21 protein-coding genes and 1 pseudogene are annotated in these 21,856 nt (G+C 34.6%); 8 read left to right on the top strand and 14 right to left on the bottom strand.

Annotated elements, in window-relative coordinates; translation table 11 throughout:
• The first annotated feature begins 85 nt into the window (after window positions 1-85).
• The 7 genes from M3627_RS08585 to M3627_RS08555 all read left to right on the top strand — a co-directional run bounded on the left by M3627_RS08585 (window position 86) and on the right by M3627_RS08555 (window position 6,382).
• The gene (locus M3627_RS08585; protein WP_251554424.1) at window positions 86-646 is read left to right on the top strand and encodes a hypothetical protein; all 561 of its coding nucleotides are present in this window, start codon (window positions 86-88) and stop codon (window positions 644-646) included.
• A gap of 171 nt (window positions 647-817) precedes the next feature.
• Window positions 818-1,330, top strand: a complete 513-nt coding sequence (locus tag M3627_RS08580; protein ID WP_251554416.1) for a hypothetical protein — start codon at window positions 818-820, stop codon at window positions 1,328-1,330.
• Between the two features lie 28 nt (window positions 1,331-1,358).
• Window positions 1,359-2,447 (top strand): RES family NAD+ phosphorylase, encoded by a 1,089-nt coding sequence (locus M3627_RS21045; RefSeq protein ID WP_251554414.1) that lies wholly within the window; start codon window positions 1,359-1,361, stop codon window positions 2,445-2,447.
• A 228-nt stretch (window positions 2,448-2,675) separates the two neighbouring features.
• A complete protein-coding gene (locus tag M3627_RS08570) occupies window positions 2,676-3,260 on the top strand; it encodes a hypothetical protein (protein WP_251554388.1) in 585 nt (194 codons plus the stop codon).
• Window positions 3,226-4,356, top strand: coding sequence for a tyrosine recombinase XerS (gene xerS / locus M3627_RS08565; RefSeq protein ID WP_251554386.1), 1,131 nt, complete (start codon window positions 3,226-3,228; stop codon window positions 4,354-4,356). The genes M3627_RS08570 and xerS overlap by 35 nt, the downstream gene beginning before the upstream one ends.
• 130 nt (window positions 4,357-4,486) lie before the next feature.
• The gene (locus tag M3627_RS08560) at window positions 4,487-5,809 is read left to right on the top strand and encodes a hypothetical protein (RefSeq protein WP_251554175.1); all 1,323 of its coding nucleotides are present in this window, start codon (window positions 4,487-4,489) and stop codon (window positions 5,807-5,809) included.
• A 12-nt stretch (window positions 5,810-5,821) separates the two neighbouring features.
• The gene (locus M3627_RS08555) at window positions 5,822-6,382 is read left to right on the top strand and encodes a hypothetical protein (RefSeq protein WP_251554173.1); all 561 of its coding nucleotides are present in this window, start codon (window positions 5,822-5,824) and stop codon (window positions 6,380-6,382) included.
• 268 nt (window positions 6,383-6,650) lie between these two features.
• On the opposite strand, the gene M3627_RS08550 is transcribed toward M3627_RS08555, so the two are convergent.
• The 10 genes from M3627_RS08550 to M3627_RS08505 all read right to left on the bottom strand — a co-directional run bounded on the left by M3627_RS08550 (window position 6,651) and on the right by M3627_RS08505 (window position 19,055).
• A complete protein-coding gene (locus M3627_RS08550; protein ID WP_251554171.1) occupies window positions 6,651-7,304 on the bottom strand; it encodes a hypothetical protein in 654 nt (217 codons plus the stop codon).
• A gap of 16 nt (window positions 7,305-7,320) precedes the next feature.
• Entirely contained in the window at window positions 7,321-9,231 is a 1,911-nt protein-coding gene (locus M3627_RS08545; protein ID WP_251554166.1) for a peptidoglycan DD-metalloendopeptidase family protein, read from the bottom strand.
• A 4-nt stretch (window positions 9,232-9,235) separates the two neighbouring features.
• Window positions 9,236-12,517: a type IV secretion system protein gene (locus M3627_RS08540; RefSeq protein ID WP_251554149.1), complete on the bottom strand. Its 3,282-nt coding sequence runs from the start codon at window positions 12,515-12,517 to the stop codon at window positions 9,236-9,238.
• A gap of 29 nt (window positions 12,518-12,546) precedes the next feature.
• On the bottom strand, window positions 12,547-14,664 hold the full coding sequence (locus M3627_RS08535) for a VirB4 family type IV secretion system protein (protein WP_251554140.1): 2,118 nt from the start codon (window positions 14,662-14,664) through the stop codon (window positions 12,547-12,549).
• Window positions 14,618-15,523: a hypothetical protein gene (locus M3627_RS08530; protein ID WP_251554076.1), complete on the bottom strand. Its 906-nt coding sequence runs from the start codon at window positions 15,521-15,523 to the stop codon at window positions 14,618-14,620. Before M3627_RS08530 ends, M3627_RS08535 begins: the two co-directional genes overlap by 47 nt.
• Window positions 15,524-15,534: 11 nt before the next feature.
• The gene (locus tag M3627_RS08525) at window positions 15,535-15,855 is read right to left on the bottom strand and encodes a PrgI family protein (RefSeq protein WP_251554074.1); all 321 of its coding nucleotides are present in this window, start codon (window positions 15,853-15,855) and stop codon (window positions 15,535-15,537) included.
• 87 nt (window positions 15,856-15,942) lie between these two features.
• Window positions 15,943-16,302, bottom strand: coding sequence for a hypothetical protein (locus tag M3627_RS08520; RefSeq protein WP_251554072.1), 360 nt, complete (start codon window positions 16,300-16,302; stop codon window positions 15,943-15,945).
• Between the two features lie 341 nt (window positions 16,303-16,643).
• Window positions 16,644-17,375 (bottom strand): hypothetical protein, encoded by a 732-nt coding sequence (locus M3627_RS08515; RefSeq protein ID WP_251554070.1) that lies wholly within the window; start codon window positions 17,373-17,375, stop codon window positions 16,644-16,646.
• Window positions 17,376-17,396: 21 nt separating this feature from the next.
• Window positions 17,397-18,074, bottom strand: a complete 678-nt coding sequence (locus M3627_RS08510; RefSeq protein ID WP_251554064.1) for an HNH endonuclease — start codon at window positions 18,072-18,074, stop codon at window positions 17,397-17,399.
• A 174-nt stretch (window positions 18,075-18,248) separates the two neighbouring features.
• On the bottom strand, window positions 18,249-19,055 hold the full coding sequence (locus M3627_RS08505; RefSeq protein ID WP_251554054.1) for an abortive infection family protein: 807 nt from the start codon (window positions 19,053-19,055) through the stop codon (window positions 18,249-18,251).
• Window positions 19,056-19,394: 339 nt separating this feature from the next.
• On the opposite strand from M3627_RS08505, the gene M3627_RS08500 reads away from it, so the two are divergent.
• Window positions 19,395-20,066 carry an SOS response-associated peptidase gene (locus M3627_RS08500; RefSeq protein ID WP_251554052.1) on the top strand — a complete coding sequence of 224 codons (672 nt, stop codon included), beginning with the start codon at window positions 19,395-19,397 and terminating at the stop codon, window positions 20,064-20,066.
• A 175-nt stretch (window positions 20,067-20,241) separates the two neighbouring features.
• Here M3627_RS08500 and M3627_RS08495 read toward each other — a convergent pair whose 3' ends face one another.
• The 4 genes and pseudogenes from M3627_RS08495 to M3627_RS08480 form a co-directional block, all read right to left on the bottom strand.
• A complete protein-coding gene (locus M3627_RS08495; RefSeq protein ID WP_251554050.1) occupies window positions 20,242-20,436 on the bottom strand; it encodes a hypothetical protein in 195 nt (64 codons plus the stop codon).
• A gap of 13 nt (window positions 20,437-20,449) precedes the next feature.
• Entirely contained in the window at window positions 20,450-20,830 is a 381-nt protein-coding gene (locus tag M3627_RS08490) for a YolD-like family protein (protein WP_251554042.1), read from the bottom strand.
• Between the two features lie 17 nt (window positions 20,831-20,847).
• Window positions 20,848-21,041, bottom strand: a pseudogene (locus M3627_RS08485) (LexA family protein).
• 5 nt (window positions 21,042-21,046) lie between these two features.
• The gene (locus tag M3627_RS08480) at window positions 21,047-21,268 is read right to left on the bottom strand and encodes a transcriptional regulator (RefSeq protein ID WP_251554040.1); all 222 of its coding nucleotides are present in this window, start codon (window positions 21,266-21,268) and stop codon (window positions 21,047-21,049) included.
• Between the last annotated feature and the right edge of the window lie 588 nt (window positions 21,269-21,856).

The following is a 21,856-nucleotide window of genomic DNA, read 5'->3' as shown; positions in this document are numbered from 1 at the left end:
TAATTTTTTAATTTGTAAATTAAGTTTGCGCTTAATTCAAATTTAGTGCGAAAATATAAAATTTAAAAAGAAACGAGGAAATAAAATGACGAACTACTCTAAAGAACTTACACAAAAAACTGTTGCTTTAACACTAGCAACTATGAATTTTAAAGTAACTGGTGAAAGTAACGAAGAATTTTTAGAAAATGCTAAAAAAGCTCTTGTTGAACAACTTAATACTGGTATATTCCCTCATATAACTTATGGAGTTTATGAAGATAACGTGCTAACTTTTGATACAGCCTTCCCTGGTCAAATTGTAGAAGCAACAGATGGTAAACTTGGGATAATTACTGCAATAAACAAAGAAACGATTAATGTAACTCTTAAAAATGGAATTTCGGTTCAAGGACCTCCAGCTGCATTCAAAAGTAGCACCGCAACTTTTGAAGAAGCAAGAAGTAAACGTAATGAATTAGACAAACAGAATAACTACTGGTTTGAGGGATATAGCGCTTATATCAAAACTGCACAAGGAGTCAAAGAAGTTGTGGTAGGGAAATTTGCTAGAGGGATTGCAAAGCTTCATGTCATTAATTCTAACTCTTTCATACCTCTATCAGAAAGAGAAATGCATAAGCATTTAAAAGACGAAAAATCATAAATTAATTTTAGGTGTACTCGAATTATTGAGTACACCTCTTTTTTTACAGATAAAATAGAGTACAACATTGTACACGTCCCCTTAGACGAATTCAAATAAAGGGTTATAACTATTTGAAGAAAACCGATATATATATGAGGAAAATGTATTTTAATATAAGGAGATGTATAGATGGTTTATTTTTACTTAGTTATTTTATTTGTTGCTATTCTGCTAATAACCCACGTTGTATATTGGATATCAAATTTAAAAGATAAAGAATACAAAGAGTATAATTTTATCACCATTTTCACAACAGCGGGAGCATTTGTAGCTACCCTTGTAGGATTAGCAGTTTTAGTCAATGGTATATCTAAAGGAAACGACTATTATATAGCTAGTGGTTCTGTTCTTATTTCTGTTTTCATTGCTTTTTTTATTCAAATGGCATCTAGCCTCGATAACGCAGTTATTCAAAAAAAAACCGAAAAAAAATTAGAGAGCATACAAAAAAGTATAGAAGAGTCCTCATCTACTTCTGAACTTACATCCACTAAACAAACATTGCCTATTACTAATGAATTAGACATTAATGTTGATATTACTTTAAAAAATGACTTCCAACCAACAAATAAAAAATTTGCTTATTTAGGAGCCACAATTTTAGTAGCAGCTTTGTTTTGGAGTAAAATTAAAAGGAAATAAAAAATAAAAAAATGATGAGGTGACAAGAGTGTACTGTTGTGCTAATTGCTTTCAAGATAGAGTAATTCGAGACTATATTGAGAAACATAGTACCATCTTTGATAATTGTCATTATTGTGGTGACGAGGATATACAAGTTGTTTACACTTCTGAATTATACTATAAATACTTTAAGAATATAGAAAGTTATTATGAGGTATCCCAACATGGAGAACATTATGCGTATCAATTAGTAAATGATATATCAGGCTTCGGGGACACCTTATACAATATGCTCCAAGATGATTGGCTAATATTCCCCGATGGTACTGGAGAAAGTTTATTATACGACATAATGAATGAAAATAAAGATGATGAATTAGGGGAAACTATTGACGAAACGACATTTTTTTCGACAGTAGAAAAGACGTTTACTTACAGAGATGGAAGCGATCTATGGAATACATTTAAAAAAAGACTAATAAAAGAAAATAGATTCTTTCCTAACCAAGAACTTGATACTTTTACTTCTTTAAATGAACTTTATGGTCTATTAGAGGATATAATGATTAATTTAAAAGTTAGTATATCCGAAGATAGTTCCATCTATCGCTCTAGGATTGGACATTTCACTGAGATCATAGACTTACAGGCCCCTCCTTTTGAAAAGGTTCTTAAGGGTGGACGGGCTAACCCTGTTGGTATTTCAGTATTATACTGCGCAGAAACGCCCGAGACTGCTATTTCTGAAGTGCGTCCGTGGAAAGGTGCAGAAGTTACTGTTGCTACTATTTATCCAACAAAGGACTTAGTTTTAGTCGACTTATCCAGTGTTGAAAAATTAGAATCTCCGTTTATTACATCCAACCTTCGGGAGGTTTTAACAAGTAGAAAATTATTGTTAAATTTGCAAGAAATGTTATCTAAACCGGTTAATCCAAACACTTCAGAAATCGAATATATACCTTCTCAATTTCTTACTGAGTTTATAAAGTCTTTAGGCTATGATGGAATAGTTTTTAAAAGTTCTTTAGGACTGAATAATAATTTAGTTATCTTTGATGAAGGAAATACCGTAATAAAAGGGTTGTCTTATTATAATCTTACGGATATTAGAATTAATTACACACAAATATAACCTAAACTCAAATAAGCCAATATTTCAATATAATATTGGCTTTTATTTTAACTCCCCCTCCTCCAGTACTAAATAAATATCTGTATTGCATCTACATATTTATCTTAAAAGTTGTCCACACACCAGGGTACAATTGAGTTGTATACAGACAAAAATACTCCCCTTTCTACTATTCATTTATTCTGATATAATTGCACTAAAATTAGATTTAGAGCGAAAAGGAGAAAAATGAACAAGCTTAGTGAATATGTTTATATGTTTGATAAAATATTTTTTTATGATTATGGAATTTTACTAAGGAATTTTACTAAGGAATTATCAGGAAAATTTAAAAGACTATCTCCTGGGTTAATTTTAGTCCATGAGAAAAAAGCTATTGCCATGGAGCTATCCCCCACCGCCTATTTAGAAATATGGAAATTAAAGAAAAGAAAAGAGATTTATGATTGTCTAACATTATGGTTCAAAGATGGTTTTTTAAACTTATATGAAAACACTCCTGAAGAAACAACTTATTACACTAACACGAATAAACTCTTTTATACTCTGTTAAAAAGATTAATTCGAGATTGTAATTTAAATGTAGAAATTAAAGAAAAGAAAGTATATAGTGGTCGGCAAATTACTGCCAAGCTACCATTGATCTCTCTCTTAAACTATTATAAGACAATTATCCAGTTGATTCTTAGAAGAACAGATGCGATTAAAACTAAGGAACATTGGTTTAAAGAATTAGAGCTATTTGAATTAGAAATTATAGTAAAAGGAGGAGATAAAATTGCCAGCACCTACAAGAAAGACCTTATCAGCTGAGCAGCATATAGAACGTGCATTAAAAGAATTACCTAGTTATGTTTCCGAATATGTTCGTGCAAAAAAGCGTAATGGATACTCCCCCATTACATTAAGTGGTTATTTGCATGATTATAAGGAGTTTTTTAAATGGATTTGCGAGGAAGGTAAGACTAAAGCTAAAAAGCCAGAAGAAGTACCTTATGAAGACCTAGAGAAATTATCTAAAATAGATGTAGAATTTTTTATCGAAAAACTAACAGACGTTAAAATTGAAAAATCGAAAGACGTATTCGTTCAAAGATCAAATGCAAGCGTAACGCGTTTTATTCAATCTCTTAAGTCTTTATTCAATTATCTAACCACAGAGAGTGAAAAAGGAGACGGAGAATGTTATTTTTACCGTAATGTTATGGCTAAAATAAAAACACCTAAAAAACAAGAAACGGCAGCACGAAGAGCTAAACGTATAAATACAACTATACTTAATAATGAACAAATGAAAGGCTTCTTAGAATTTGTGAAGCATTATTATGCTCTTGGCTTATCGCCTGCTAATCAAAAGAGATTTGAACGTGACCGCTATAGAGACACAGCTATTATCTCCCTCTTTTTAGGCAGTGGTATTCGTGTAAATGAACTAGCTGGACTGCTCCTAACTGATATAGACCTTCAACAAGGTGATATTAACGTTGTAAGGAAGGGAAATGATTTAGATACAGTTAGCCTCACCCCTACTGCTTTAAAGGATTTAAGAGCCTATTTAGACGTTAGAGAAGAGGTTTATAAGCCTGATAAGAAAAACAAATATGTTTTTGTTTCTAAATACAAAGGGGTTGCAAACCCTATTGGAGTAAGAACGATTCAAAGTCTTATAAATAAGTATTCTGAAGCATTCCTAGAGGGTAAAAGATTAAGCCCCCATAAATTACGCCATTCTTTTGCTAATAGTTGGTTAGATAATAACGGCTCATTGATAGGCTTACGAGATCAGTTAGGCCATAATACGATTGAAACCACCACCCTCTACACCAACCTATCTCAACAGGAGCAGAGGAATGTTTTAAATAGGATGTCTATTTCAGAGGTACAAGAAATAGATGAATTAGAAGAATAAAATCTAAAACCCTTCCGATATAGTCCATACTTTCAGCCCCACTACTACTAATTGACTATATTCGACCAATATGTTATAATTTATAAAATAACATTACTTTATATAAAAAGAGAGTATTGGGGGGTCAAGTATGATAAACGAATTATTATGGCTAGCAGGAGCTAAGCAACAGTATGATATTCAAAAATCAGCCGGTTTAGCAGGAATTATGGGTTTCTTGTCTATACTCTTAGTGGCTGTTAAATGGGATGATTGGTTCTATCCTCTATTTAATAAAATTGGAGCGGTAGAATTAGCGAATAAACTAGGGCTTGTAGCAAATGGTATTCCTACCTTAACTGTAATATATATAGCTTTGTTTATTTTTGTATGTATTGTGCTAATTGGTTTGATTTGTTGCTTATTATTAGCTTTAGGCACTCTTTTATTATTATTTGGTCAGACTAATTTTGGCTCCCTAGTACTAGGAACTTTGCTATTTGTATTATTCTTTCCAGTGGTACTTCCCCTCTTTATCAAGGCTAAGCGTCAACAGAAACAAGAGCAAAAAGCCAACCTTGAAAATGGATATATAAAACCTACAACTATGAAACATGCATACAGCAAGGATAAAGCATTAAATGGTTTACTAAAGAAATACCAACATGAATATGAAAACGTTAAAATGTTTCGCTTATTTGAAGAACAATCAACTAGAGAGAATAGTACGCTTGATTTATGGTATCAGCCTGAGATGGTCGTAGTAGAAAACAAAAATAAAACATATGCATACTTAAATAGAGCTGTAGCGTCAATTGATACCGATAAAGACTGGTTAATTGGTTTCCGTAAAGATAATGAGAGCGAAGATATAAATAAATTTTATATCCTTTTTCCTAACCCTTTACCTGCATATGCGTCTCAATACTTTCTAGATGATTGCTATAAAGAAGGTTCACAGTTATTTTCAAAAGATTATCATGCTGCTCCAAAGGGAGAGCATCTTTATAACTTCCTTCTATCTGAATTTAACAGGAAGTATCCCTCTGCAGCTACATTTGATAACTACTATGTTCCAGCTATAGAAATTGAGTTCGTTTGGGACGGTTATTCTGTTTCTCCTAGAGTTATTGATGGAGCAGAAGTAATGTCAGTGGTTTTAGATCACCTCAACGTGTATTACATTGATTCCGCCCGAATGGAAGTATTTTTCGAAGATGTGAGTAAGAAAGAAAATGTTAAACAAGCTATTAGAGAAACACATATAGCTATGTATTTAATCCCTTATGCATATCCAAATAACACAGATGATAAAGAATGGGGTTATACTGGATATTACAATGATTTAGTCTCAAAAGTTCCAAATGCTGATACTTTTGCTCCTTTGTATGCTGCGGATGTAAAAGAACGTATTATCGCCTATGCGAACGCTAATAAACAATGGGCAATCAACTGGATTGCACAGGATGTGTAAGGAGAATATAAATTGGGTAGAAACAGAAAAAATTTGTATGACAAAGATAGCTTGTTATTACTTCTTCAAGAACATAAAGAGCATTTAACAAGTACTAAGGCGTGGAATGAGTATGCAAAACAACATCAGCTACCTCATTCCTCTACGCTTATTAAAAATTTTGGAAGTTGGAATTTAACTAAAGAAGCTTTCTCACTAGAGCAAGCTAGAGCCCATAGACCAGTAAAATACAATTCAGAGCAACTACTGGAGATTTTAGATAAATATAAGTCTAAATTTACAAATATATATGATTGGAATATGTTTGCTTCAGAAAACCAACTACCAGCATTTCAAACATTTGAACGTTATTTGGGAAAAGAGTTTATGGAGGAGCAAACGGGAGCGGGAGGAACAATTAAATGGGACGAGGATAAATTAAGAGAGCTCATTAAAAGTAATTTCCCTTCTAAACCACCGACAGTAAAGGAATGGAATTTGCTTGCAAAAGAAAAGCAGCTACCTACCCATATGACCATCATTGCTTATTTTAACTCCTGGAACCTAATGAAACACAGAGTATATCATTCTTAAGATACAGTTTCTACACTACACACCGCTTCAGTAAGTAGTTGAATATCGCCAAGTATTTGACTTCTTACTGTTTCGTTATCACATTTATAATAATCATCGACTAATTTAACAAGTTCCATATAGATTAAAGACATAGGTATATTTACTTTCCTCCTTTGTAGTCCATATTAATTATATTATGAACTAAGTATACGTAATTTGGAATACTTTTTAATATTTTACAAATGGAAAAAGGTTCACCCTGATTTTAAAAGGGGTGAACCTTTTTTTAATTAGCCTTTAATATAATTTCCTCAAAGTTTTTTAAAGGAGTAATAATTTCATAGGCTAAGTGTTCATCATCTCCTACTTGCTGAACCTCAATATCTATAGAGATTTGAAGGTTGTCTGTATAATAAACATTTATTAATCCCTTATTGGTTTCTTGTTTGTATTTGTCTATTTCAAATTGGTAATCTATTTTCTCCAACATGCCATTCCTGTTCATCAATTGAAGAAATTTGGTTAACTTTTGCAATAAATCTTCTTGCTTACCACTTTCCTGATTGTCCTGTAAGGAACGAATAGATTCAGAAGAAAAAGCTACGGTTAACTGATCTAAATCTTGTAAGATAAATGATGAATATACAAATTGGATGGTTTCTTTTTTCAAGTCTTCAAGTGTTACTTTCTCTTCTTCAGAATGAGGCATATGCTGTTCTCTTTTAAAAAAAATATTCTCGCCATTTGGTATTTTAGATAATATGAACTCATCAATATGCTTTGATTTTTCCGTTACCTCTGTAATTTCCATGGGATTCTTGTTTATTACTTCTACTTTATCTGTTAATTTAGGAGCAGTATCCTTACCTAATAGGAGATAAAGGAGAAGAAGGATAAATAGAAGTATGAACAAGGCTATCAACAAACGTTTTCTCTCCATTTAATCCTTCCTCTCTTTACAATGGAATATACAAAGCAGGATTTAATACATTTTGGGGACGTTTATAAGAGCCATTGTGTAATTCAATATGAAGATGGACTCCAGTAACACTTCCACTTGCCCCCATCGCACCTACAACCTGTCCTTGCTTAACAGTTTGACCCGTTGTTGCTATTGTTTTAGAAAAGTGAGCGTAAACGGCTACAAATTTATGACCTCCAACTACGTGTTCAATGTACACATGATTTCCCCAACCGTCTCCACATTTACTCAAGAGGCTTCCGTTATTTGAGCATCCAGAATACTGTTTAATTACTTTTCCATCTGCCATAGCCACTATTGGGGTACCTGTACTATTTTGAATGTCAGCCCCATAATGGAAACCATTTTTCAAATTTCTAGGACCATATTTAGAAGAAATATTACCTACTGCAGGACGCATAAAGGAACCAGGTGCCAATGCTGGTATTTTTCCATCTCCAGCTGCATAGGAGGAAGAGTTTTTTAGTTCCATTGCTTTATTCTTTACTTTTGTTACGTAAGTATCGGAATGGTTATATGCCCTTATTGCCGAATCTATGTTTTTGGAAAAACCATTTTTGCTTAATAGATTAGCTGTTGAAAATATAGCATCTACTACGTTCCACGGATCGGCTTTCCCATCCCCATTACCATCTACTCCAAGTCCACCATATTTCTTTATTTGAAATGGATCAGTTTTTATAGAAGATGGAATATCTGCATACCCTACGCCTCCACAAGCAGGATATGACCATCCAAGCCAAGTACAAGGCATAAACTGTGTGTGTCCTTCAGCACCTACACTAGAGATCATGGTAGGGTGAGTAGAAAACCCAGTTTCTACGAAGTGAATAGCTGCTATGTAGTACCAATCCACTTTGTATTTCTTTTCTGCAGCAAGGTAATACTCCATAAATTCTAAGGGCACTCCTGCTCCAGGAGTTACAACACCGTCAAAACCAATAAGAGAGTTACCAGTCAACCAGCCTGTATAATTGATGTATCCCCCTGTAACCTCATACATCGCTTCTACTATTAGCCTATCCTGTAATCCATAACCAAATGGTTCTTGTGATAGGACACGATCATAGTAGGTATAATCTTCTGTTTCTACTTCGTCCACTAAAAAAGTATGCGAGCGAGATTTTCTAGTTACTGTTGTAGTTACTGGAACTGCTTCATATTCATTAGGGATTACTTTTCCATCTGGTCCTGTTTTTTCTCTAGACTCATATGTAGTAGATGAACTAGTAGAGGTTTGCCACTCCGTTGTATAAGGAGTAACAGTTGCCTCCATAATTACATTCCAGGCTTCTACATATACCAAAGGTTCAAGAATAAAAGGTATTTTCTCTGTAGCCGTACTACATGAACCGTCTACACAAGTCGTTATTACATTTTCTATATGCCCCTCATATTTTTCATAAGTAAACAGCGGGGCCAAAGTTTTTGCCATTATAGAAGCTGCTTCTTTCTCTGACACTCCATATTCACCTGAATCGTATAATTGTAAAGCAGCAATAATTAACTCATGAGGTACTCGATACTTTACTTGTTCAGGACGTGACATATCTACAGTTGCATCTGCTACGGCTACGATATGATTTCTTAATCCTAAAGCTTCCTCATCCAAGGCTTCAGGAGCGTTAGAATAAAACAGGGTGACAATCATATAAATTACCAACACTAGTAAACCCACAGCAGCAATTCCTAATAAGACTGGGCCTCCTATGTATGCTAGTGCGCTAACAAGTAATTTTGTAAGAGCCACGGCAGCCTTGACGGCTAATTTAGCCGCCAATTTTGCTGCTTTCTTTGCAACAGCTGCTCCTTTTTTACGAATTAATTGCTTTCCTTTTTGTTCAATTATCGTGGGTTTCCGTTGTTCTTGTTCCTCATTATTCATCTAATCACCCCAATATCCCTTGTTTTCTTCTAACTGAATCAAGGTATTCTCTGCGAGCAACGGAACGACTTGCATGTTCCTGGTACTTAGATGGCATTATCTCGTCTAATCCCACGATAAGATCATCGAAACGTTGTGTGGAGTAATAAGATTTTCCTTCACTTGTTGCAACTGCATTTAAGCTATTAGGAATACTTTGTGGTTTCAATTGAGAACCGCTAACTGTAACTGGTATTTGAATAGTCTCATTCGAACCCATCCGTGTATCTCCTGCAAAAACAGGTGATACTCGATAAGTAATTCCCTCTTTATTAGCTGTAACAAATTGTCTATTTTTCTCCATTACTAGTTGTACATTTTCAAAACCTTTACTTCCTAAATCTTCAACAGAGAACTGACCACTCTCTACTTGGTGGTTAAATATTGGTAATTGGGCCTTCTGAATAGGAGCAGCTTTCATAGAACCTTGAACACTATCACTTAATAAAGAAACTGGATTTTGTGTCACTTGCACTCTAGAAGGAATTCTAGCTCCACCACTATCTAATCGATATGCAGATGATTGACCACTTTTGGAGGCCATAGGCATTAACGAATCGTTACTTACTTGTAAGTCCTGATATACGACTTCCCCTTGTTTCAATCCACTATGACCAGCACCTTTTCTAGATACCATTTGAGTCGTGCCACTCTTTGTTTGTACTTCTATATAAGAACTGTCTTGTGTTATAACTTGGCGAATTGCACCAGGAGCAACTTGAACATTGCCATTGGAATCTGTAATCGTCCTAGCCATTTGCATTACTTCACTAGGCGTACTAATACTTTCTTGTACACGTGACATAAATGGAGAAATGGAAGTAGCAGCCTGTTTCCCAATTTGGTAGCCTTTGACACCCATAACTGTTCCTAATGCGTAACCACTCATATTTTGTAATTTTTGTTGGGCTTCAATTACTCCACCTTGTTGTTGTACAACCTCAGAAAAACCGCCTTGCACTGCTGCTTTTACCTGTTGAGTGAAACTGCCTCCGCTATTTGTATTAAGTGCTACAGAAGCACCCTGTGCTGCTGAAGAGGTTACTTGTTTTAAAGAAGCAAAACCTGTTGCTCCAGAAACAAAAGCTGCTGTATTACTATTCGCTATTTTACCCATTATGCTACTGGAATTTGCAGTCATTTGTAGACCCTTGTTAGCTGAATTTAGACTATCTGAGAAAGTTGCTACATTGGCTGAATGCACGTTTCCTTGATGATTTTGTTGCCAATCTCTAGAAGCATCATTTTCACTAATACCTTTAGCCGTTTGAGAAGAAATATAACTTTGTCTCATTTGATTCGTTTTCTGAGCAGCTAAACCTCCAACAATGAATCCTGTATTTGGTTTCCCATCTGCCCTCATTAGATTTGCACCAGTGACATGATTTATTGCACTATCACTCGCACCAATAAGTGCACTAGCATTACCTACACCTTCCATCCCAGCTACTGCATTACTCATATGTTTTTGGAATCCTGCTTTTGAAATTGGTTCTGTACCATTCACGGCATTCCTTGAAACATACTGATTCCCTATGTCAGCAAATGCATTTTTCATCTCCGCTTTTTTACTTGCAAATGCATTGGAACGTTTGGCTAAATAATCCTGAGTATAAGCTTGTCCGTTTAAATTTTCTTTATCATATGCTTCATTAAATGATTGTTGGTTAGCAGAGCCCCAATTTTCAGCCATTGCAGCGGAAGAGGCATTTACCATAGCATTACCACTAGCCATATTTCCGCCACTTGATTTAAGAGAAGCTATATTGCTTTTAGCCTGCTGTTTAAATTCTTCTTTCTTCGCTGTTTTTATATCATTAAAATGGGATTCTAATTCCTTAGGTGAGGCATTCGGAAACCTTTCTTGTAGATCACTCATGACAGCTGCTTTGTGTGAATCTGCCCAACTAGTTGTCTCACGATTAGCAATAGAGTTAGCCAAACCATCTTCAAAGCCTGTAGTTTGCAGACCTTGCTTATTTTTAATAGCTTCTTTCCCTTTGCTTATTCGATCTCCGATACCTTGTACCAAAGCAGCTCCGCCTCTACCTACTGCTCCTCCGACTATATCTCCACCAACAGTACCTATACTTGCTCCTGTCATAGAGGCAACTGGACCTAGTCCCATACCTGCTATTGCTCCAGCTGCTCCCATAGTAGCCTTTCCTGCTCTACTAAAGATGTCACCAGCTTTAAGCATCTTGTCTGCTTTATAAGTAGTACCTATATCGCTACCAGGATTTGAACCTAGCGTATTTTTTATATCCTTTGGATCTCCATTCTCACCTTTTGCTCCACCAATTTGACCTTTGGCACCTTTTGCTGCACCTTTTACAGCATCCATTACATTTTGGCCACCCATTGCTCCTTTGGCAGCTCCATACACACCAGCAAGTGCTCCCATACCCATCATAGCTCCTGCTTTAGATAGAGTGCCTTGCATACCGCCTCCCATTCCTATTAGTCCTCTTAGACTTTCTGAAATAGGAATAAAGATAGCATAAAGGATAACGGTTTCGATAAGTCCATCGCTAGTAGCAGAAAGTGTAGCGACAACCCAAAATACAAAAGCATGAATTGCTTGCACAAATATAGAACCGATAAGCTCCTTCATCCAAGAACCAGTAATAGGCTTGAATTTAGGATTTAAATAGAACACTAACATTAATGGACCCATGGCCATTAATATAATAAGTGTTACTTTACGCATAAAGTAATAAAAGTTAGCCCATATCATTAATCCAAGTAATACTAATTGAACTAACAAAAACCCTAAAATACCTTCCAGTCCATCGTCAAACTGTTGATCATTTAGTGTATCTAGATTACTTTCATAAGAACCACTAAATATACTTACTACTCCTCCATTAATTTGGAAAAGTAAATCATAAAATGTCTGTAGATTAAGTAGGACAATCGAAACTATTCCTAAGTCAAAAAAGAAGTGTATCATCTCATTACGACGACCAGGATTAATGCTAGCCTTCGCTATCCGCATTGCATGAACTGCTATAAACGCGATTAATACGAACCCTGCTATGGTGGCTATTGAATAATAGACCGGCACTAAAGCATCTGTTAAATCAGAGGGATGAAAAGTACCCCAGACCAATTCACCGTTTCCTGCTTTTCCAAATACTAATTCTTTGAGAGAGTTAAGAGACTCAAATGGTTTCTTGATACTCTCCACGATCCAAACAAATATAGCCTCTAAAATATCATTAATTTTATCAGCAACAAATTGCACTTATTTCCCCCCTTTCTCCAAAATCTTTATCAAGAGGACCTACTCATAAACTGTCGACGTTTTTTGGACTCCGCTAAGACCGCAGCATTACTTTCAATAAATTCTATCTCTTCAGCAGATGGATCCGTCTGTAAATGAACAGATGAACGGCCTATACGTAAGATACCTTCCCCTTTGTCTGGATTTTGGAAGAGGATATTAAGTTCTCCTTTTGATAAATCAAAATTTTTCTGAATTTCTTCAAGGTCAATTTTATTTTGTTTTAAGAAGAAATAGGAATGTGTGTTTTGTAAAATCCCTCGAGCTTTCTTAGACTCTAAAATACGGACAAAATCCTGAGAGGCAATTCTAAAGCCACCATTTCTTTTTCTTGCACGACGGGCGATATTCTCACCAAATGATACAGTTTGTTCATTATCAACAAATTTCCAAAATTCATCAGCATATACAATTTTCTTTAGCATCTCATTGTCTACGTTTTTCATAAAATATTCCCATGTGTAGTTTAAAACGACATGGTAAGCTATGGGACGCAAAAAACCTTCATCCAAATGCTTTAAATTAAAGTTGATCAGTCTAGCAGTATGAATATCAATAGAATCTGTATTTTTCCCTAAGTATGTTTGTCCATCAAATATTGGTTTAGAACCGTCTCTGAGGAAAGGCCTAATTGCTGCTAATAAACGCTCCGCATTGTATTCATTTTTGTAGTGGTCCAAAAGATAATTATAAACATCACTAATAGTTGGTTCTGGTTTTCTTACCATGGATTGAATTATCTTTCCATCTATATCTTGTATTCCTTTTTCATATAAGGAAGATGGATGAGTAGTATAATTAAATCTATCTGGTCCGAATAAATACTTCATTGCTTCTTCAACGAAATTACGTTCGAAAACATTTATTCCATCATCTTCTTGGTTTTTACCTCGACAAATGATGTCAAAGAAGTCAATTGTTTCATTAATTTTCTGTCTTAAAGGCACAAAGGAAATATACTTTTTCCCATCTTTTTCAAAATACTCACGAGCATCCTCATCCTCCAATAGCTCTAACTCTTCGTCGTCCTCTTCGTAAGGTATAGTTGTAACATTCATTGCTAAAGGATTCAGGACTATATCACTTTCCTCTGATAAGGTGATATTCACGCCTCCAAGCCTTTTAACAATAGAAACAAATTCTCCCTCAATGTCTATTATTCTTGAATAAACTCCTAAACCAGTTGTCTCCCTTGAAAGGAGCAGTTTCATTCCTAACGACTTACCTGAACCTGATACTCCGAATATAGCCATATTATAATTATCCGGACGATAATTCTGTGTTCCAAACGCATTAAAGAACTCTTTTTGACCGGTTATCTTATTAATACCGATAGGTATACCGCCATTAAACCGGCCATTACCACTGATAAAGGTTGAAAAAGTAGAAAGTGCTCTTCTGTCTATATTCCGTACAGAGTCTTTAATTTCGTTGTTACTGAAGGGCGTAACAGAGCGAAGACCTTTCTTTACTCTTCCCCAAGTGGAGACAATTTTCATGTGTTTGGAAGACATCGAGTCCTCTATAAACTCACTGTACTTATCTAGTTCCCTCTCAGAATCTGCATACATAACTCCTTTGACAGAAACTAAGTAGGAATCATTTTCATTAAATTGACTCTCTTCCATAAGAATCTCTGTATCCTCTATTTTTGTCCTATTATCAATGACAGAATCCTGGTTTCCTCTTTTCAATTGAAAGTCTAAATTAGCTTTAATAATTGTATTTTGTTTTTGAAGCATCCTCATAGCTCCACTTTTAGAGAGTTTATGAATGTCTATCATAAGATCCGTTTCCCCAGTTGAGGTAAGGGTAGATATCCAGTTGGTCATTAATTTACGAGGATATCCATCTCTTGGAATATAAAAAGGACGAAAATATGTTTTTGTACCAAGTGATTGCTTCATAATTCCGTGATCATCAGAAATTTTATTTATCTTTATTCCTTCCGGAGATATGACATCCCAAAAGTCAGGTTTAATATCTAATGGAGTTTCTATACTTTCTTCCAGTTCACTTAAAGAAGGTGGTTCTTCAGAAGTGGACTGGTTTGAATCAATATTATCCAGCTGCTTGTTCGCTCTTTTCTCTTTCTTCTTTTTGAACACGCTCTAACTCCCCTCTCACTTTAATAATCCGTTTAGTTGGTGTGTCTGCAGTTACATATAGAGATAGCATTTCATGTTCCTCTATATCGCTATAACGATTCTTTAAAGCTTTTCGACGATTGAAAGCGTAATATAGCACTTCACAAATTCCATCTGTACTCAGCAATTCAACAAACACATCTGCTCTTCTTAACTGATTTTTAGCAGTAGTGACTCTGCGGTATAACTCTTGGAAGGCTTTGTCTATTATTCTTTCTTGCATATCGTCTTCCTCGTGTAGTTTTATATCATTAGGATCCACTTGCATTTCAAACAAAATGTATCTTTTTGTATCATATCTGGGAGTTGATTTCTGCCAAGACTCCAAGTCTCTAATCATATTTTGTCCAAATGTACGTGCCTCCTCATTCAAAGTATCTTCTCGTTCCATTGTCTTTTTAATTTCTAAGATCGGTTCAGTTAAATCTACAAACCGATTTTGAAGGTATTGACGTACATCATAGCTAATCTGAGCAGTCCAAGTTTCGATAACTGTGTCTATGGCTTCTTGTTCATCTTCATCCAACAAAAAGTAATTGACGGGTTCTACTTCTGCCATCATTACAAAGCGATTGTCAGAAAAATGAATCATGTGGTTGGCAACTGTTTTCACATTAGGAAATAAATCACTAAAAGGTGCTGCTTCCTCTTCCTCAAGAGGATTTGTAGATGACTTGTTTTTCTTATTCTTTTTTTTAGGCTTCGGAACAAAAGCTGAAGCTTTCTTTTCCTTCCACGGTAGGATTGGTTCTTTTAAAAGAATCCTGACCAAAATATAGCCTGCTAGAGATATTGCCAATAAAAAGAGAATATCTTTCAAAAATTTACCTCCTATCTTCCTTTTCTCCAGGAACCGTATTGTGTCTTTCTAGTCAATTTGATGTAATAATAGTAATCTCGATTCATGTTGTATTCTTTTACTTCGTAAAATCCTAAGAAACCTACGATAGTAAGTACTGGTAATGCGGCGAGAATGGTTACTAGTAAAGCGAGAACAATACCTAAAGGCAATACAAACATAAATAGTTTTGGCACGTATGAATACAACACCAGTATTCCTCCGACTAAATATAAAACCTGCCTCTTCGATACGAGTCCTAGTATTTCTTTCTGTTCACTTGACATATCTATTGGTACTTTCTCAACTCTCAATTATGTGGCTCCTCTCTTTTAGATTAAAAAAGCATCTTCTCTTGTATTAAAAGAAGAGAAAATGCTTTTCCTTTGGAGTAGATACCCTTACCCCAGACCAGTAGCCCATCCAGCGATGTCGTACGATTTGTAAAGTACAAAGATACCTATAATAACGAACACAATTGCACTAATCCCAACGTTACGTTTTTGAGGGTTACCGTTACTTCCAGCTAACGTAAGAGCAGCTACAATCAACCAAAAAATACACCAGATAACACCAATCATAATGACAACTCCTAATGCGGAGTTTAGATCGGCATAAAGGCCGTCTATACTACCAGTATCTTTGATACCTGCATCAGTGAAAGCCTTCTTAACATGGGCAGATGCACTTTGTGCAGAGACAAATAATGCCAAAGCTGCAGCTGAAATTGTGGTTCCGATTCCTTTTACTAAACCTTTCATCAACTTACCTCCCTTTTGTATCTGTAAGTAGGTTAATAAAACAAAAAAAATACCCCACTCTAAACATGCAAATTTAACAAACACGTATAATACGTGTTGTTGAAACATGTTTAGAGTGGGGTATTCCCATTCGGTTCTATTAACTTGATTCCTATTTTAACTAACTTTCCTATTTTGTGCAATATCCTTTTGGAAAATTATACATCTAGTAATATTATGTTCTTTGTCCTCCAGAAAACCATTTGTTATCTGAATCACTCATAGGTGAGTTTATCTCATCTTCTTATCTATAAACATATAAAGTTAATAAGGTACGAAAAAAGCTTAAACACCTCCAATTTTCAATCAACTTTGACAACTGGATTTAAGTGTTCAGGAAATTCCTCCCAAAACTCAATAATAGCATTGGTATATTTATCAAAACCAACTTTATCAATATCGAATACAATCTCAGCATTGGTTGTTAGTTCAACGTCCATGAGTCTCTCGTCACCAAAGTAACCTTTTAAGAACAAGTCTTTGTTCTTATTATATAACCTAGTAGCAGAACGTCCGTCACCGTGCTTGTATGTATTTACAAGATCAGCTAATAGTTCAACAGTTTCCCATTGGGAAGTCTTTGTCAAATCGTAATTTATAAATTCGTATACCTCTTTTATTTGTCCCATATTAAAACCAAAATTTGAAAATTCATCTTTTGTTCTTATTGGACTTATTTTATGATTTAGCTCCGAGTAGATAAACCCCCTTAATTGTTGTTCAAAAATTTGATATGTTGTAGCCAACAATGACAAGTGGAAATTATATTCCATGAGTTTCTCAGATTTATAAAATTCGTAAGTTTCCATTTCGATATTTTCAAATATATCGCTAGGATCAACAACTTCATAATTGTAAGCCGTCCCATAGTCTTCAACCAACTTCTCTTTGTATTTGTTTGCAGAACCTTCAATATCACTAAAAAGGGTATCCATTGAAACGGCAAACTTTTCTTGTAATTTTTTATAAATGGAAAGGTATTGCTCTCTTTTATGTTTAGATAACTGTACATTCAATTGAAGTTGTTCGCTCATATATTCTTCACTCCTTATACTTTACTTTTTTTCTATATTCCAATATGGTGCGTTTACTGAACTACTTGCAGTTGACCTTGCTCCTTTTGAGGTATTACAAGTTTCACACAATAATTGAAAGTTTGAAGCATCGTTGCTACCATACAAGTACAAAGGAACAATATGGTCAATATGCTTTGTATTTTGTGTTCTGATTAAATTAGATAGGTCACAACGACACTCAGGATTTGAACAAGTTCCTTTGTCACGATAAAAAACAGCGTCGGTCAACCATTTTGGGAAATAAATTCTCTTTATACGTTTTTTATTGGTAACATACTCTGGAAATTTTTCCTCAATTTCTTCCATGTGTTCTTGTATAAAATCAGAAAGCTCTAAATGAAAATCATGCAAAAACTTTCTATCTTGAAAAATGAATTGAAACGCTGCATGGACGATTAGGTCGTCAATTTTGTCTTGATGTTCATTTATATATTCCATTAACTCCTCAATGATTTCTCTACAATTACAATCTGTATGATATTCGTCACTACAAACAGCAAAGTCTGGAGTTGGAAAGTTCTGTTGCAAGTTTACTTCTTCAAGGGTTTTTATCATAAAATTATAAATCCATTGCAAATCGTCAATGTTTTTATAAATTTTGCCCAATTCATCTTCAATGTCTTGAAAGAAAAAAAAATAGTGATGAATTGCCGTCAATTTATTTGGTTTAACAATGCTCTCAAAAATTTCGTCTTTGAAACAAGAGAATGCTTATGAACTATAATCCCAAAAATTTGAAACAGCTAATCCTGCTAGCCCAATTCCAGAACTGAGGGCTAAATGTTCGTCTTTTGCTACCATATAATCCCCACTTTTTTTTGCTCACTTAGTTTAAGGAGTTTTTCTGTTAATCATATAGGTTTCTATAAGATAAATACAAAGTGTTCCACTTAAATTAATGGCAAATTTTGCGTGTCGTTCGCTTGGTTTGTAATTCACTTTTCCTTTGCCGTGTGAGTCTCCATATGTATTTCTCAAAGCTCCAAGTCCTGTTACAACCCCATTTATTGAACCTAGTATTTGTTTAAAGATTTCCGCTCCATGTTGGTCTGGAGATAAGTTTAGCAATTGAGCAACCTTCTTGTATAATTGACTTAAATTGTCCGTTTCTTTATATTCTTCTTCAATGTCGTCAAGTATCCATTTCAACGTACTTTCAACCATTGCTCTAGTTGCAGTGATAGCGTCTTCTGGATCAGTCTTTGCTTGACTTAACGCTCTATTCCAATCATTTTCAACGTGTTCGATATTATACTCCCCAGTGAAGCTTTCAAGCTCTTTTGGAATATATGTTGTGTTTTCATATTGAACTTTTCCATCTACAAAGGTATAGCCGTCACGTTCCAACAATTTTAAAAATTGCTTCTGAATAGTATCATTTTGAAAATATTCATTTTCTTCATTTTCGAGATAAAACATTTCTATTACATTGAACAATTTTCGCAAATCAACAGGATTTTTTAAATCAAGTGAAGAAACGTAAGAGTCAGCAAGTGATCGTCTTTGTCCACTTAAAGTGGGAACATGATTTTCAGATTCAAAAATGTATTCACATTCAAAGAGTTTTTGAATAGTTGCAAGTGTCCCATAGCTTGTTAATAAATCATAAAAAGTGTGGATTGTCCGCTTGTTTATCAAGTATTATTACTCCAATCTCTATCAATGTAATTAATTCCAATTATTACAAAAAGGGACGAATTAAGCTACTATTTTACGACAAAAAAAGCTCACAAGTTGTCTGGAATTTCTAGTTTCATATTTAACATGAAAGGTTCGTACTTTACTTTAGTAGTTTTGGAGAAGAGACAAAGAATGCAACCAGCGCTTTTGAAAGTATCGAAAATTTTGATGAAAAGAATAGAAAGACAAGACTTTTCCCGGAAATAAAAAAAGATGAACAAAACGGGTAAACGTTTCATTACCATAATCGAGGTCACTAATTTATACTATTAAAAAAGAACAAAGTAGGCGATAAATGTGTGTGGTAGATATACTCTTTTTACAGATTTTGATTCACTGATAGAACGATTCGATATTGAATCTTCTATTGAAGAGAACCAATTCATACCTAGCTATAATATTGCTCCCTCACAACATGTAGTCTCTATTATTTATGATGGCACTAAGAATCGTTTAGGCAAATTAAGGTGGGGGTTCATACCTCGTTGGGCAAAGGATGAAAAAATTTCATACAAAATGATTAATGCACGCTCCGAAACAGTGGACCAAAAGCCAAGTTATCGTAATGCTTTTTTTAAAAGGCGATGCTTGATACCAATGGATTCCTTCTACGAATGGAAAAAACATGATTCTGGTAAGATACCCATGCGAATTAAAATGAAATCAGATGAAGTTTTTGCTGTTGCGGGTTTATGGGAGTCATGGGATGCACCTGACGGTAAAACCATTCATTCCTGTACGATACTGACAACAGAAGCAAATTCCTTAGTTTCTGATATACATGACCGTATGCCTGTAATATTAAGACCTGAAGATGTAAAGGTTTGGTTAAATCCAGAACTACAAGAAATAGAAACTTTGAAAAAGTTATTAGTCCCTTACGATGCATCCTTTATGGAGGCTTATGCTGTTTCGAGTGACGTAAATTCACCGAAGAATAATCACAAAGGATTATTAAATTCACTGTAAATAAAAAATGACCACCTAATATTTGGTGGTCGTTTTATTTTTATAAAGATCTAAGCATTTAATTCTAATTAACTAACCATCTCTTTTATTACAATCAGAAAATGGGCTATCTAATCAATTCCATTTTATTTAACTATAGCACGAATTAGTTAAATAAAATAACCACCTTTACCTTTCAGCAGCGGTCGGTGGTTTCTTGCTGTCTATTGGCTTCTACACTCTCTATCTCGCATAATTTTACCGTTGCCTCAAATTCTTCAGCTGTCATTTCGCTAATCCACTCTAAAAATGTATTAACTGTGTCTTTTGGATACTTATTATATAGTTCATTTACTGTTTGCTCAATTTTTAATTGCTCATCAGTCTTCACACACAACTACTCCTTAGTCCATGATAGTTACATCTACTATATCATCCATTTTTATTGCTAATAAATAAAAAGGATCCTGTAGCTGAATCACCCTCCGTTTTATATCCACTTCCTCAATGGTACCTCTGTTATAAATAAACTGGCCATCTTTCCAACGTTTAATTTTAGTATCTGCATAGGAGGAGAAAGCGAGCTCAATTGTCTCCGATAAAAGGATATAGTCATTTTCTGTTAACTCTGGTTTAGGCTCTTTCTTCACTTCCTCGTAATAGTCACGAAGCATACCTACATGTTCCGTTAACATCATCGATGTGCCCCATTTAATATTTCTGCGTGGATCAAGTGGATACTTAGATTTCTTTATTTCTTCGAAAAAGGAATCATGAAAACCCATATGTCAAACTTCCCTCCTCAAGTAATTTGTATGGTTCTTGGATGTGAATCAATATAACAAATGTATCCTTTATTTCTTAATGTATTCAAATGCTTATGTACTGTGGAAGGAGGCTTAAACCTACTGAATCAGCTATTTCTCTTAAAGAGGGTGAGTATTGATTTTCGGAAACATAACCTCTAATAAAATTATATATGTCCTGTTGTCTCATTCTAATTAAATCACCGTTCTTTCCTTACAAATTACGGGAACAAAAGCAAGTACGTTTTCTATTTTAAAAATCCTTTTTGTACCTCTTAAGAAACAATAAGCCTGGAATGAGTCCTTTGAAACACTTAGCACCTTTACTCTTCGTTGACTGATTTCTCCGTTGTTTTTCATGTAAATCATTTCAGATACTTGGTTGGTTTTCATTGATTTTAAAATTAAAATACGCACATTCGTTCCCTCCTTTTCACTTATTATACGAACATCCGTTTGATTTTACAACTAGGAATTTTAGGAAAGCAAAAAACGACTTACCCTTTTAAGAGTAAATCGTTTTATATTTTAGACTATATATCGTAGGGACGATATTTAGTTCTTAAACAATTCAAGTTCTTCTTTTTCCTCAAGGACTATGCTTCTTAGAAACATTTTAGGCTGTTCTTTAACAGTATCGAGTTTACCATCACTTACAAGCTTACCTATCCTAGCTTTGGAAACCTCTAGTATCTCAGCTGCCTCCCCTGTCGAAATAATTTCTTCACTTAGAAATTGTAATAATTCCTCTGTTTAAGCGAATTGACATTTCAATACATCTACCTCCAATCTTTAGATATTGCAAATATTATTAACCTAACAATGTGAATAAGAATTGTTATACCGAAAAGACTCATTAATAAATAATCGAACGTCTTTAGATTGTTAAAATCAACTTAAAGAACAATTATGTATGCTCCAAACATCAATAAAGCAATATTTGTATACCCAAATCCCTTAAGCATTTTCTTCATAAGTGGATGTGCTACAATTTAAGAGAAGGGG

This window comes from Psychrobacillus sp. MER TA 171 (assembly GCF_023713305.1).
Taxonomy (GTDB): domain Bacteria; phylum Bacillota; class Bacilli; order Bacillales_A; family Planococcaceae; genus Psychrobacillus.
Note: the sequence above shows the minus strand (reverse complement) of the source record. Positions and strands in the feature narration are given on the sequence as shown.

Excerpts from the sequence above, each read along its gene's own strand:
- M3627_RS08585 (WP_251554424.1), top strand. The coding sequence starts at position 86 with ATGACGAACTACTCTAAAGAACTTACACAAAAAACTGTTGCTTTAACA.
- M3627_RS08580 (WP_251554416.1), top strand. The coding sequence starts at position 818 with ATGGTTTATTTTTACTTAGTTATTTTATTTGTTGCTATTCTGCTAATA.
- M3627_RS08570 (WP_251554388.1), top strand. The coding sequence starts at position 2,676 with ATGAACAAGCTTAGTGAATATGTTTATATGTTTGATAAAATATTTTTT.
- M3627_RS08560 (WP_251554175.1), top strand. The coding sequence starts at position 4,487 with ATGATAAACGAATTATTATGGCTAGCAGGAGCTAAGCAACAGTATGAT.
- M3627_RS08550 (WP_251554171.1), bottom strand. The coding sequence starts at position 7,304 with ATGGAGAGAAAACGTTTGTTGATAGCCTTGTTCATACTTCTATTTATC.
- M3627_RS08545 (WP_251554166.1), bottom strand. The coding sequence starts at position 9,231 with ATGAATAATGAGGAACAAGAACAACGGAAACCCACGATAATTGAACAA.
- M3627_RS08520 (WP_251554072.1), bottom strand. The coding sequence starts at position 16,302 with ATGAAAGGTTTAGTAAAAGGAATCGGAACCACAATTTCAGCTGCAGCT.
- M3627_RS08515 (WP_251554070.1), bottom strand. The coding sequence starts at position 17,375 with ATGAGCGAACAACTTCAATTGAATGTACAGTTATCTAAACATAAAAGA.
- M3627_RS08490 (WP_251554042.1), bottom strand. The coding sequence starts at position 20,830 with ATGGGTTTTCATGATTCCTTTTTCGAAGAAATAAAGAAATCTAAGTAT.